The following is a 13127-nucleotide window of genomic DNA, read 5'->3' on the forward strand; positions in this document are numbered from 1 at the left end:
ATGGCCATTCCCAGCGCTAGTGCCTATAACGCAGACGCCATCGAAGTCCTCTCCGGCCTTGACCCGGTGCGCAAGCGCCCGGGGATGTACACCGATACCAGCCGGCCGAACCACCTGGCCCAGGAAGTGATCGACAACAGTGTCGACGAAGCCCTGGCCGGGCACGCCAAGTCGGTTCAGGTGATCCTGCACGCCGACCATTCCCTGGAAGTGTCCGACGACGGTCGCGGCATGCCGGTGGACATTCACCCTGAAGAAGGCGTATCCGGGGTCGAGCTGATCCTTACCAAGCTGCACGCTGGCGGCAAGTTCTCCAACAAGAACTACCAGTTCTCCGGTGGTCTGCACGGGGTGGGTATTTCGGTGGTCAACGCCTTGTCCAGCCAGGTGCGGGTCAAGGTCAAGCGCGACGGCAACGAATACCAAATGACCTTCGCCGATGGCTACAAGGCCACCGAGCTGGAAGTGGTCGGCAGCGTTGGCAAGCGCAACACTGGCACCAGTGTGTACTTCGCCCCGGATCCAAAGTATTTCGACTCGCCGAAATTCTCCATCAGCCGCCTCAAGCACGTGCTCAAGGCCAAGGCGGTGTTGTGCCCGGGGCTGCTGGTCAGCTTCGAAGACAAAGGCACCGGCGAGAAGGTCGAGTGGCACTACGAAGACGGCCTGCGTTCCTACCTGGTCGATTCGGTCAGTGACTTTCTGCGTCTGCCTGACGAGCCGTTCTGCGGCAGCCTGGCCGGTAACAAGGAAGCGGTCGACTGGGCCCTGCTGTGGCTGCCCGAAGGCGGCGACAGCGTTCAGGAAAGCTACGTCAACCTGATCCCCACCGCCCAGGGTGGTACTCACGTCAACGGCCTGCGCCAGGGCCTGCTCGATGCCATGCGCGAATTCTGCGAGTTTCGCAACCTGTTGCCGCGCGGCGTCAAGCTGGCGCCCGAAGACGTCTGGGAGCGCATCAGCTTTGTGCTCTCGATGAAGATGCAGGAACCGCAGTTCTCCGGGCAGACCAAAGAGCGCCTGTCCTCGCGCGAGGCCGCTGCGTTCGTCTCCGGTGTGGTCAAGGATGCCTTCAGCCTGTGGCTCAACGCTCATCCCGAGCTGGGCATGCAACTGGCGGAACTGGCCATCAACAACGCTGGCCGGCGCCTGAAGGCGAGCAAGAAAGTCGAGCGCAAGCGCGTCACCCAGGGCCCGGCACTGCCAGGCAAGCTGGCGGACTGCGCCGGGCAGGACCCGATGCGCGCTGAACTGTTCCTGGTCGAGGGTGACTCCGCCGGTGGTTCGGCCAAACAGGCGCGGGACAAGGAGTTCCAGGCGATCCTGCCGCTGCGCGGCAAGATCCTCAACACCTGGGAAGTCGATGGTGGCGAAGTTCTGGCCAGTCAGGAAGTGCACAACATTGCCGTGGCCATTGGGGTCGACCCGGGGGCTGCGGACATGAGCCAGTTGCGCTATGGCAAGATCTGCATCCTCGCCGACGCCGACTCCGACGGCCTGCACATCGCAACGCTGCTCTGTGCGCTGTTCGTCCAGCACTTCCGCCCGCTGGTCGAGGCCGGCCACGTGTATGTGGCCATGCCACCGCTGTACCGCATAGACCTGGGCAAGGAAATCTACTACGCCCTGGACGAAGCCGAACGCGATGGCATCCTCGACCGCCTGGTGGCCGAGAAGAAACGCGGCAAGCCGCAGGTCACCCGCTTCAAGGGCCTGGGTGAGATGAACCCGCCGCAGTTGCGTGAAACCACCATGGACCCGAACACCCGGCGCCTGGTCCAGCTGACCCTGGAAGATCTGGAGGGCACCCGCGAAATCATGGACATGCTACTGGCCAAGAAGCGTGCAAGTGATCGCAAGAGCTGGCTGGAATCCAAGGGTAACCTGGCCGAGGTCCTGGCTTGATACGTCTGGCCCTGACCGCAGCACTGGCGCTGTTGTCGCTTTCTGCATTGGCAGCGCCGTGGCCGGAACTCAAGCTGGTCGCCGAGCATCCTGTCGAAGGTATGCGCGGTGGCAACCTGTCCGGCTTGAGCGAGTGCCGCGGCGATTTGTGGGCGGTTTCCGACCGTGACGACGAACTGCTCTATCGTCTGGAGACTTCGGCCGCTGTGTGGCAAGCCGAAGCGGTGCACATGGCTGTACCGCCAGTTCCGGACAGCGGCCTGCCCTGGGGCTTGCGCTCGCGCACCTGGGCCGCTTCGCAGGTGCGAGGCGGCGAGCTGGATTTTGAAGGCATCAGCTGCGATGCCGCCGGCAATCACTACCTCGTCAGCGAAGCCCATGCGGCGGTGCTGCAGGTGCCGGTGGAGGGCCAGCCCAACTGGCTGAAGATCGACCCGAGCATGGTCCGCCAGGCACGGGCCAGTGGCATGTTGCTGCATTTCAATGCACTGTTCGAAGGCCTGGCGGTGAGCCCGGCCGGTGACCGTATCTGGCTGGCGGCCGAGCGCGAACGCCGCGGCCTGCTGCTGATCAATCGCCAGCAAACCACCTGGAACTGTGGCAATGGCTGTGTGCTGCTCAGCGAAGCCGGGGTCGAGATGCAGCCGGCGCAAATGGCCAAGCCGCGGCCGGTGTCGCGCGACTTTGCCGACCTTGCACTGTTCAACGACAAGCTGTTCACCCTGGAGCGCAACGCCTACCGCATCTGCCGGCGCGATGCGCAAACGGCCAAGGTCGAACGTTGCTGGTCGTTTGCCGCCGATGCCCTGGCCGAACCTCGACGTTATTCACAGCCCTTCGGCCTGGCCGAAGCGCTGGTGATCGATGCAAAAGGCGCCTGGATCGGCCTCGACAACAATGGCGCGACCCGCCAGGACGGTGAATCGCGACCGATCGTCTGGCGCTTTGCCGCACCGGCCGGTGGCTGGAGTGCCAAATCGTGAGCCAGCCGCCGGGCAAGCGGGCAGGCCGGGTGTTGCTGATCCTTGCCTGGGCAGCCGGCCTGTTCCTGGCCACGCGCTTTTTCGGTGAATGGGAGCAGCGCCAGGCCAACCCCAATGCCGTGGTCACCTCGCAACATGGCGAGGGTTACATCGAAGTGCAGCTGGCCGGTAATGGTCAAGGGCACTTCGTCGCCGATGGCCGAATCAATGGTCAGACGGTACATTTTCTGCTCGACACCGGTGCGACCGACGTGGCGATTCCCGAAGGCCTGGCAGGCACGCTTGGCCTTGCGCGCGGTGCGCCTGTGATGCTCAGCACCGCCAACGGTCGTACCCAGGGTTATCGTACGCGGCTGGAGCAGCTGCAACTGGGCGATATCCTCCTGCGCAATGTGCGCGCACTGGTGGTCCCGGGGCTGGATGGCGAGCAGGTATTACTGGGCATGAGCGCCCTGAAACAACTCGAATTTACCCAGCGTGGTGGCACCTTGCTGCTGCGCCAGAACCTGAAATGATGAGGCCCGCATGAGCGACTCCCTTGATCTCAGCCTCGATGGCGTAGAGCGCCGGTCACTGGCTGACTTCACCGAACAGGCCTACCTCAACTATTCCATGTACGTGATCATGGACCGCGCCTTGCCGCATATCGGCGATGGCCTGAAGCCGGTGCAACGGCGCATCGTCTATGCCATGAGCGAACTGGGCCTGGACGCTGACTCCAAACACAAGAAGTCGGCGCGTACCGTCGGTGACGTGCTCGGCAAGTTTCACCCCCACGGCGACTCGGCCTGCTACGAAGCCATGGTGCTGATGGCGCAGCCGTTCAGTTACCGCTACACCCTGGTCGATGGCCAGGGCAACTGGGGGGCGCCGGACGATCCGAAGTCCTTCGCCGCCATGCGTTACACCGAGGCACGCCTGTCGCGCTACTCCGAGGTACTGCTCAGCGAGCTGGGCCAGGGCACCGCCGACTGGGTGCCGAACTTCGACGGGACCCTCGACGAGCCAGCGGTGTTGCCTGCGCGGCTGCCGAACATCCTGCTCAATGGCACCACCGGTATCGCCGTGGGCATGGCCACCGACGTGCCGCCGCACAACCTGCGTGAAGTGGCCTCGGCTTGCGTGCGCCTGCTCGACGAGCCCAAGGCCACGGTCGAGCAGCTCTGCGAGCATATCCAGGGCCCGGACTATCCGACCGAAGCCGAGATCATCACGCCGCGCGCCGAGCTGCTGAAAATCTATGAAAGTGGCCGTGGTTCGGTACGCATGCGTGCGGTGTATCGCATCGAGGACGGCGATATCGTCGTCACCGCGCTGCCGCACCAGGTCTCCGGGGCCAAGGTGCTTGAGCAGATCGCCGCGCAGATGCAGGCCAAGAAACTGCCGATGGTCGCTGACCTGCGCGACGAATCCGATCACGAGAACCCGTGCCGCATCGTCATCATCGCGCGCTCCAACCGGGTTGATCTCGACGAGTTGATGCAGCACCTGTTCGCGACCACCGAGCTTGAGTCCAGCTACCGGGTCAACGTCAACATCATTGGTCTTGACGGTCGTCCGCAACTAAAAAACCTGCGTGCGTTGCTGGTCGAGTGGCTGGAATTTCGCGTGCAGACGGTGCGCCGGCGGCTGAAGTTCCGCCTGGACAAGGTCGAGCGCCGACTGCACCTGCTCGAAGGCCTGTTGGTGGCCTTCCTCAACCTGGATGAAGTGATCCACATCATCCGCACCGAAGAGCACCCCAAAGCTGCGCTGATCGCCCGTTTCGACCTCACCGAAACCCAGGCCGAGTACATTCTCGAAACCCGCCTGCGCCAGTTGGCGCGTCTGGAAGAGATGAAGATCCGCAACGAGCAGGACGAGCTGGCCAAGGAGCAAGCCAAGCTGACTGCCCTGCTGGGTAGCGAAACCAAGCTGCGCAAGCTGGTGCGAGCCGAGCTGATCAAGGATGCCGAAACCTATGGCGACGATCGCCGTTCGCCAATTGTCGCGCGTGCCGAAGCCAAGGCCCTGTCGGAAAATGAGTTGATGCCGACCGAGCCGGTCACTGTGGTGCTTTCGGAGAAGGGCTGGATACGTTGCGCCAAGGGCCACGATATCGACGCCACCGGCCTTTCATACAAGGCTGGCGATGGCTTCAAGGCCGCCGCCGCAGGGCGTTCCAACCAGTTTGCCGTATTGATTGACTCCACTGGCCGTAGCTACTCGCTGGCCGCCCACACCTTGCCATCGGCCCGGGGCCAGGGCGAGCCGCTGACCGGCCGGCTGACACCGCCGCCGGGCGCAAGCTTCGACTGCGTGCTGTTGCCTGAAGATGATGCCTTGTATGTGATTGCCTCCGATGCCGGCTACGGCTTCGTGGTCAAAGGCGAAGACCTGCAGGCCAAGAACAAGGCCGGTAAGGCCCTGCTCAGCCTGCCCAATGGTGCCAAGGTCATCGCCCCACGTCCGGTGCCCGATCGCGAGCACAACTGGCTGGCCGCCGTGACCACCGAAGGCCGGCTGCTGATCTTCAAGATCAGCGACCTGCCGCAACTGGGCAAGGGCAAGGGCAACAAGATCATCGGCATCCCGGGTGACCGGGTTGCCTCGCGTGAAGAATTTGTCACCGACCTTGCCGTTATTGCCGAGGGTGCGACCCTTGTATTGCAAGCGGGCAAGCGTACCCTGTCACTCAAGGCCGACGATCTTGAGCATTACAAGGGTGAGCGCGGGCGCCGGGGCAACAAATTGCCTCGTGGCTTCCAGCGGGTCGATGCACTGTTGGTCGAAATCCCCGGATAAGCCGGGTTAGACACCCTGTACGGGTACTTTCGTGCCCGTTCGCGGTTGAAACACTGGAGTCGAGCCGTTATTTCGCGGATGATAGGCCCCTTGCGGTACCAGCGTGGCTGTGTATCCAAACGAATCTATATGAGTATCACTGCGGTTTGCCTTGTGGCGACCGCCTGGATGGGATGATGAAATTTCTGCGCCTTCCGATGGTTTTGCTGTGCGGCGTGCTCGGACTGGCGGGTTGCAGCATGCACCAGCCGGTTTCCCTGTATCAGCTCGACAGCGGTGAGCCTGGCCAACCCAAGCAAAGCGCGGGCATGGCCGTGGTTCTCGGCCCTGTGTCGGTTGCCGACTACCTGCAACGCGAAACCCTGCTGCAACGCCAGGCTGATGGTAGCCTGACCGCCGCCACCGATGGTCGCTGGGCTGGCAGCCTGTCGGCAGACATCGACCAGTTGCTGGTCCGGCAACTGGCCTGGCGCCTGGACAGCCAGCGTGTGGTCCTGGCTCCTGCCAGCACCGGCTTCACTCCCGATGTACAGGTGCTGCTGTCGATTACTCGCCTGGACTCCGGCACTAACCAGCCAGCGATTCTCGATGCCCAGTGGCGTCTGCTGGACCGCCGTGGTCAGGTCCGCGACAACCGCATCGTGCACCTGGAGCAACAGCACCTGGGGAGCGAGTCTGCTCAGGTTCAAGCTCAGGGCCAGTTGCTGCAAAAGCTCGCCGAGCAGTTGAGTATTGCAATGAAGCCTCTGGCCAACCAGCCTGTGGTGGTTGAAGAACAACCGAAAAAGGCGGCACCGGTTCAGGTTCGCAAAGAGCCGGAGAAATCCAAGATCCCATTGGCTACGCCAATTCGTACCGACCTGGAAGTCTTCCGCTTCTGAATCGAGTGCCTTGAAGAAGCCCGCAGTGATGCGGGCTTTTTTGTGCCTGTAGGAGCGGGCTTGCCCCGCGATGCGATGTGGCTGATAGTCAGCTATCGCGGGGCAAGCCCGCTCCCACAGGGAAGGTGGGGGTAGTTCAAGAAAGGCAACAAAAAGCCCGCATCACTGCGGGCTTTTTGTGTAGCAGTGGATCAGTTCTTGACCCGGCGCTCATGCATCCGCGCCAATTGCCGCTCCAGCATCGACGGATAGGGCTCCATCAGACGCTCGACGCAGCAGGCGCCTTCGGGGCTGGCGATCGGGCGGATGCGGGCACGCTGGCGCACCAGGGCATCGTCGCTGATCTTGCGCTCGACCAGCAGCAGGTTGCGGCTGTGCTGCGACAGGGCCAGGGCATCCTGGGCCTTTTCAGTCAGCAGCAGGTCGATCTGGCTCAGGCCGTGCAGGTCTTCACCCAAGGCCAGGCCCAGTTGCAGTTGCAAGGTGATGCCACTGTCGGCCACCTCGATCTGCAAGGCATGGCTCAGGGCACGCAGCAGCTCGCCACAGCAGATGGCGTTGGTGAGGTAGTCCTCGCCGCTGTCCTGGCTGTGGAACAACAGCAGGGTGCTGCCGTCGTTGAGGGTGTGGACTTCGCTTTCGTACAGCGAGGCAGCCTGATCGAGGCAGTCGCGGTAGCGCTCCAGCAGCTCGGTCAGGCGCGTGCGTGGCAGGCGCCGCAGTTGCTCCTGAGAGCCCAGTTGCACCGCCAGCACGGCGCTGGCCTGTGGTTCGCGGTTGACCGGGGCTGCCAGTGCAGGGGCGGGGCTGTCGGCTTCATCGAGCAGGTCGGCGAAGGCATCATCGCTGTCGTCATCCGCTGCAGGTTTGATCGGTTTGGCAGCCTTGGCCACCGCAGGCTGTTCGTCGAAGCTTGGATCGCGCAGGTTACGCACTTCGAATTCCGGCTCATCCTCGTCGAAGGACTCTTCTTGCGGCTCGATTTCCCGTGGGGGCGGTGCCAGGCGTGTATGCAGCTGGCGCGCCAGGTCGCCGATTTCATCCTGGCGTTCGATGGCCGGGGTGAACTCGTTGATATCGCGCAGCCAGACCCGCAACTGCAACAGCGGTGTGGAGATATAGCGACCCAGGCGCAGGCTCATGGCGAGTGCCAACGCCAGCAGGATGCCAGCGAGAATGCCCATGCTCTGCAGGCTGATGGTCAACGGCTGCTGGAACTGGCTCATGTCCAGGCTGATGCGCAGTTGCCCGGCGGTCACGTCCTGGAAGGTGATTTTGGTCTGGTACAGGCCTTCGGCTTCGCCCAGCAGGCCGTTTTTCGGGCGCTGCCCAGCCTCGGCGAGGATCCGGTTGTCGACACTGTAGATTGCCGCATGGGCCACCAGCGGGTTTTTCACCAGGTTGCCGAGCAGCACGTTGAGGCTGAGGATGTCGTTGGACACCAGCAGCTCGGTGGCCGAGGTAGCCGTCTGGGTGGTCAGGCTCTGCCCAAGGGCATCGGCCTGCTCGTGCATGGCTTCCTTGAATTGCAGGCCCATCACGCAGGCGTAGATCACCAGCGCCAGTGCCACCAGGAACACGTTGTGGCAGGCGATACGCAGCGCCAGCGGTACTCGGCGTTGGCGCAGGGCGTGGAAGATCAGCAGGAAGAAGTTGTCGGTTTTAACGGGCGTGGGCCGGTTCACAGAGCGCGGCTCTTTATGTCGGAGAAGTTGCTGCGCAGTATAGCGAGCGCTCAGGGGCGGGCAAAGTATCGACTGCGCCCGATGGTCAGCGAAAATCGGTAGAATGCGCTTTTTTTCAACGAGTCGGAGCCCGTAGTGCGCGAAATCGTTCTGATTAACATCACCGGTGAAGACCGCCCGGGTCTTACCGCGGCCATCACCGGGGTTTTGGCCCAAGGCGGGGTGAACATCCTCGACATCGGCCAGGCGGTGATTCACGACACCTTGTCTTTTGGCATCCTCGTGGAAATCCCGGACACCGAAAAGGCCTCATCGGTGCTCAAGAACATCCAGTTTGCGGGTAACGAACTCGACCAGCAGGTACGTTTCACTCCGGTCTCCGAAGCGGACTACCAGAATTGGGTCGAAGGCCAGGGCAAGGCCCGCCATATCGTCACCTTGTTGACCCGCCGAGTCACTGCCGAGCAGTTGCAGCGAGTCAGTTCGATCACGGCCAAGTACGGACTGAACATCGACCATATCGATCGCCTGTCGGGTCGTGTGGCGCTGGATACGCCTGCTGAACTGAGCAAGGGTTGCATCGAGTTCTCGGTCCGCGGCGAGCCCGCTGATCCGCAGGCCCTGCGCGCCGAGTTCCTCAGCGTCGCCCAGGAATTGAACGTTGACATCGCTTTCCAGCAGGATTCGTTGTTCCGTCGCAATCGCCGCCTGGCGGTGTTCGACATGGACTCGACACTGATCGAGGCCGAAGTGATCGACGAACTGGCCAAGGCCGCCGGGGTTGGCGAGCAGGTTTCGGAAATCACCGAGCGGGCCATGCGCGGCGAACTGGATTTTCGTGCCAGCTTCAAGGAGCGCCTGGCACTGCTCAAGGGCCTGGATGTCGGCGTGCTGGACCAGATCGGTGCTTCGCTGCGCCTGACCGAGGGCGCCGAAACACTGTTTGCCGAGCTCAAACGCCTGGGCTACAAGACCGCCATCCTCTCCGGCGGATTCACCTACTTTGCCAAGCAGCTGCAGGCCAAGCTTGGGATCGACTATGTGTTCGCCAACGAGTTGGAAGTGGTCGACGGCAAGGTCACTGGCGTTGCGGTCGAGCCCATCGTTGATGCCCAGCGCAAGGCCGATCTGCTCGGCGAGCTGGCGCGAAAGGAAGGTTTGCAGATGGAGCAGACCATTGCCGTCGGCGACGGCGCCAACGACTTGCCGATGCTGGCTATAGCCGGGCTGGGCGTGGCCTTCCGTGCCAAGCCGCTGGTCAAACAGTCGGCCAAGCAGGCGATCTCAACCCTGGGGCTCGATGGTGTGCTGTACCTGTTGGGCTTTCGTGATCGCGACGGTCATGCCTAAGGGGGGCTGTTTTAGGTAGGAGCGGGCTTGCCCCGCGATCGAGCGCGAAGCGGTCGTCATCCCGGTGTCACCGATGTGCTGAACGCAGCGGCCTCTTCGCGGGGCAAGCCCGCTCCTACAGACAAAAAAGCCCGCATCGCTGCGGGCTTTTTCATTTTCAGGCTTGTGCCGGCAATGCCAGGCGCTGGCCCATGCTCACGGCGGAACCTGCGCCGAGTTCTTCGGCCCATTTCACTTGCTCTGGTCCGAACAGCACGACCGCCGTCGAACCCAGCTTGAAGCGGCCCAGCTCGGCGCCTTTTTCCAGGTGGATCGGCGCTCGGCTGGCTTCGTCGTAGCGCACGGTCTTCAGTTCGCGCTTGGGTGGTGTTACCAGGCCGGCCCAGACGGTTTCGATCGAGGCAACGATCATCGCGCCGACCAGTACCACGGCCATCGGTCCGCGCTCGGTGTCGAACAGACAGACCACGCGCTCGTTGCGGGCAAACAGCTCCGGAACGTTTTCGGCGGTGGTCTGGTTGACCGAGAACAGCCGGCCCGGCACGTAGATCATCTCGCGCAGGGTGCCGGCCAGCGGCATGTGCACGCGGTGGTAATCCTTGGGCGACAGGTAGATGGTGGCGAACTCGCCACCCATGAACGGCGCGGCATTGGCCGGATCGCCACCCAGCAGCTCCAGGGCGCTGAAACTGTGGCCCTTGGCCTGGAAGATGCGACCGTGCTCGATCGGGCCGAGCTGGCTGACGGCACCGTCGGCCGGGCAGAGAATCGCCCCTGGGGTTTCATCCAGGGGGCGCGCGCCGGGCTTGAGGGCGCGGGTGAAGAAGGCGTTGAAGTGCTCGTAGGCGGTGACGTCTTCGACCAGGGCCTGGGACATGTCCACCTGGTAGCGCTTGGCGAACCAACTGGTGAAAGCGTTCTTGAACCAGCGCACGCGGCATTCGGCGATGCAGCCGGCCAGGCGCGAGAGCAGGTGATGAGGCAACAGGTACTGGCTGATGATGAACAAGCGGGATTTCATTAGGTTTCCTTAACTTCGACAGGGGTGTCGGGGTGGTTGCCCCATTCGCCCCAGGATCCGGCGTAGGCTTTGACCCGAGGGTAGCCCAAATGTTTGGCCACCAGGTAGGTAAAGCCGGAACGGTGATGTGTCTGGCAGTGGGTGACCACTTCCTTGTCTTTGCTGATACCCAGCTGCTCAAGGATCTCGGGTAGGTCCTTGCGGATTCGCTGGTGATCGTTCAGGTCCATGCCAGCGGTCCACTCGAAATTGACCGCGCCGGGGATGTGGCCGCCCTTGGCCGCGAGGACCTTCTCACCTCGGTATTCGGCCGGGCTGCGGGCATCCCAGATGGCCAGGTCGGCGGCGCCGAGGCGGCTTTGCAGGTACTCGCGGGTGGCCGTTGGCTCGTCGTGCAGGATCAGGTTGACCGTACCGTTGGCATTGGCCGGTACTTCTTTGCTGAGGTTGCTCGCTGGCCACGCCTGAGCGCCGCCGTTGAGGTAGTGGTAGCGCGAATGACCGATCACATCCAGCAACCAGATGAAGCGCCCGGCCCAGCCGCCGCCCTCATCGTCATAGACCACGTAGACCGCATTGGCGTTGTGGCCAAGCTCGGCGAACAGCTTTTCCAGTTCGACCTTGGCCGGCAACAGGCCCGGCGCGGGAGGTTGGCCCAGCTGAGTGCGCTTGGGGTCGACGAAGCGCGCACCGGGAATATGCCCGCTGTCATAACGGTTTGGGCTGGTCAGGTCGACCAGAATCAACTCTGGCGCTTCCAGGCGGGTTTGCAGGTCAGCCGGCTCGATAACCAGGGGCAGGCCAGAAAAGTCAGTCATCCAGAGTCTCCAGGGCGAAACAGAGGGGGCGATTGTAGCGCATGGCTCAGGCGCTGCGGTTGCTGAAGGCGGTCAGGGCCCGCTCGATGCATTGCGCGGTTTTGCCGAATGCTTGCACGCTGACATCTGCCAATGGCTTGCCACCTTGGTCGGCGATCAGCAGCATCACCGTCCGGCCATTGCTCGAGAGTGAGCGTAGCAGCAGGTGTTCGCTGCGAAACAGCGCGCGCAGGCTGGCTGGCAACAAGGCTGAGAACTGGGCGTGGTTGTCCGGGGTCAGGCGCAACTGCGCCGATTTGCTCAGCAAGCGTTGCAGCAGTTTGCTTTGTTCAATGGGCAGTACCAGGCTGGCTGCTTCACCGGGAAGGCCGGCAACCTGATGAACCCGCAACTGGGTCAGGGTCTTGTCGGTCATCAGCAGCATCACGCGTTGCATGCCGCAGGCGACCAGGGCATCGCGGGCCAGGCTCGTCAGGTGGATGGAATTGCTGAACGGGCTAGGCTCGGCCAGCAGTTCACCACAGAGCGTACGCCAGGTGCCCAGGGCCTGGGCCGAGGGCGTCGACGGGGCGATCTGACCCTGGTGCAGGCATTGCTGGTGCCAGGGCCAGAGCAGTGCCTCGGCCGGGTGGAACAAGCCGGGGCAGGCATGATGACGGGCACTGATCGCAGCTTGTTGGTGCACCCGTTGCTGCACATCGTCCAGAGAGGTCTGCAGGTACAGGCTGGTGAGCAGTTGCCAGCGCTGCACATGGCCATTGGTCCATCCTACCTGTGAGGCCAGGGCCAGGCCGTTGGCCAGTAGCACGGTGTTGGCCGGCTGGTTGAACCAGCGGTGCAAGCTCGGCTGATCGTCGAGGCGCTGTTGCTGGTGCAGGCTGTCCTGGTCACGGGCGATGAGGCTCGCTTCGGCCAGTAGCCGGCGTTCTTCCTGGAGTAAATGGTAACCGCGGGTTACCCAGTCTGGTAGTCGCCAGTGTTCGGCCAGGGCTTTGCACAGGCTCATGACGCGTACGCCAAACAGCTCTTTTTCCACCCTGGGGGCCGATTCGCCCTTGTGCACCACGCGCAGCTCCCACTCTTCAAGCAGCTTGGGGTGGGTCAGGGCCAGCGGCCACAGTGGCGACAGGAACAGCAGGCTGCCCCAGTGAATTTCTTGCCACAGGCGCGCCAGGCGGCTGGCGAACAGGCCATTGGCTTGCTGGCTGGCATGCTGGCTTACCAGCTGCAATTGGCGCAGGGTCAATGCAATCTCGCCTTCGGGTACGGCCGGCAGGCGCTCCAACAACTGCGCCGTACGCGCAAGACCCAGGCGATTGAGGGCAATCTCCAGGCTTTCGGCAGGTTCGCCCAGGCTGGTGTTGCTGTGGTGGTTGGCCTCGCGCATTACGCTGAGCACCAGCGCCGGGCTGTCCTGCATCAATTCGGCGATATCGCGCAACGAACGGCGGCTGTCGTCGATAGCCGCCTTTACCCGTTCGTAACTGGCAAGCGGCACCGGCAGGCGCACACTATCGAGAAGCTTGACCCAGGCATCGAGTGTTTTTGGTGTTTGACTTGGCACGATGGTTTCAATAGGCATGCTGGAGGTAGGCCGAACTGGCTTTTCGCCTTGACTGACTATAGTCTGGCGCAGTTCTGCCGATAAGTAGAAGAAGAGTTTTTTTAACTTCCGCTCACGACCCTGACCACGACAGTAA

10 protein-coding genes are annotated in these 13127 nt (G+C 62.8%); 6 read left to right on the plus strand and 4 right to left on the minus strand.

Features of this window, described 5'->3' with window-relative positions; all coding sequences use genetic code 11:
- The 5 genes from parE (at position 1) to EXN22_RS03910 (ending at position 6553) form a co-directional block, all read left to right on the plus strand.
- Positions 1 to 1905, plus strand: coding sequence for a DNA topoisomerase IV subunit B (parE, locus tag EXN22_RS03890; protein ID WP_130262823.1), 1905 nt, complete (start codon positions 1 to 3; stop codon positions 1903 to 1905).
- On the plus strand, positions 1902 to 2888 hold the full coding sequence (locus EXN22_RS03895; RefSeq protein WP_130262825.1) for an esterase-like activity of phytase family protein: 987 nt from the start codon (positions 1902 to 1904) through the stop codon (positions 2886 to 2888). Before parE ends, EXN22_RS03895 begins: the two co-directional genes overlap by 4 nt.
- Positions 2885 to 3403, plus strand: a complete 519-nt coding sequence (locus EXN22_RS03900; RefSeq protein ID WP_130262827.1) for a retropepsin-like aspartic protease family protein — start codon at positions 2885 to 2887, stop codon at positions 3401 to 3403. Before EXN22_RS03895 ends, EXN22_RS03900 begins: the two co-directional genes overlap by 4 nt.
- 10 nt (positions 3404 to 3413) lie before the next feature.
- Complete coding sequence (parC, locus tag EXN22_RS03905) at positions 3414 to 5672, plus strand: DNA topoisomerase IV subunit A (RefSeq protein ID WP_130262829.1); 2259 nt, start codon at positions 3414 to 3416, stop codon at positions 5670 to 5672.
- Between the two features lie 176 nt (positions 5673 to 5848).
- A complete protein-coding gene (locus EXN22_RS03910) occupies positions 5849 to 6553 on the plus strand; it encodes a PqiC family protein (RefSeq protein WP_130262831.1) in 705 nt (234 codons plus the stop codon).
- Between the two features lie 191 nt (positions 6554 to 6744).
- Here the strand turns inward: EXN22_RS03910 and EXN22_RS03915 are convergent, their stop codons facing one another.
- Positions 6745 to 8238, minus strand: coding sequence for a HAMP domain-containing protein (locus EXN22_RS03915; protein WP_130262833.1), 1494 nt, complete (start codon positions 8236 to 8238; stop codon positions 6745 to 6747).
- Between the two features lie 135 nt (positions 8239 to 8373).
- Here EXN22_RS03915 and serB point away from each other — a divergent pair, with 135 nt between their 5' ends.
- Positions 8374 to 9588: a phosphoserine phosphatase SerB gene (serB, locus tag EXN22_RS03920; RefSeq protein WP_130262835.1), complete on the plus strand. Its 1215-nt coding sequence runs from the start codon at positions 8374 to 8376 to the stop codon at positions 9586 to 9588.
- Positions 9589 to 9745: 157 nt separating this feature from the next.
- Here the strand turns inward: serB and asd are convergent, their stop codons facing one another.
- From asd to EXN22_RS03935, 3 genes are read right to left on the minus strand one after another with little or no spacing between them, the layout of a single operon-like run.
- Entirely contained in the window at positions 9746 to 10609 is an 864-nt protein-coding gene (asd, locus tag EXN22_RS03925; protein WP_115089122.1) for an archaetidylserine decarboxylase, read from the minus strand.
- Positions 10609 to 11427 carry a rhodanese-like domain-containing protein gene (locus EXN22_RS03930; protein ID WP_130262837.1) on the minus strand — a complete coding sequence of 273 codons (819 nt, stop codon included), beginning with the start codon at positions 11425 to 11427 and terminating at the stop codon, positions 10609 to 10611. Before EXN22_RS03930 ends, asd begins: the two co-directional genes overlap by 1 nt.
- Positions 11428 to 11473: 46 nt before the next feature.
- Positions 11474 to 13009 (minus strand): HDOD domain-containing protein, encoded by a 1536-nt coding sequence (locus EXN22_RS03935; RefSeq protein ID WP_130262839.1) that lies wholly within the window; start codon positions 13007 to 13009, stop codon positions 11474 to 11476.
- Positions 13010 to 13127: the final 118 nt, after the last annotated feature.

The organism is Pseudomonas tructae, from assembly GCF_004214895.1.
GTDB lineage: Bacteria > Pseudomonadota > Gammaproteobacteria > Pseudomonadales > Pseudomonadaceae > Aquipseudomonas > Aquipseudomonas tructae.

Excerpts from the sequence above, each read along its gene's own strand:
- parE (WP_130262823.1), top strand. The coding sequence starts at position 1 with ATGGCCATTCCCAGCGCTAGTGCCTATAACGCAGACGCCATCGAAGTC.
- parC (WP_130262829.1), top strand. The coding sequence starts at position 3,414 with ATGAGCGACTCCCTTGATCTCAGCCTCGATGGCGTAGAGCGCCGGTCA.
- EXN22_RS03910 (WP_130262831.1), top strand. The coding sequence starts at position 5,849 with ATGAAATTTCTGCGCCTTCCGATGGTTTTGCTGTGCGGCGTGCTCGGA.
- asd (WP_115089122.1), bottom strand. The coding sequence starts at position 10,609 with ATGAAATCCCGCTTGTTCATCATCAGCCAGTACCTGTTGCCTCATCAC.
- EXN22_RS03930 (WP_130262837.1), bottom strand. The coding sequence starts at position 11,427 with ATGACTGACTTTTCTGGCCTGCCCCTGGTTATCGAGCCGGCTGACCTG.
- EXN22_RS03935 (WP_130262839.1), bottom strand. The coding sequence starts at position 13,009 with ATGCCTATTGAAACCATCGTGCCAAGTCAAACACCAAAAACACTCGAT.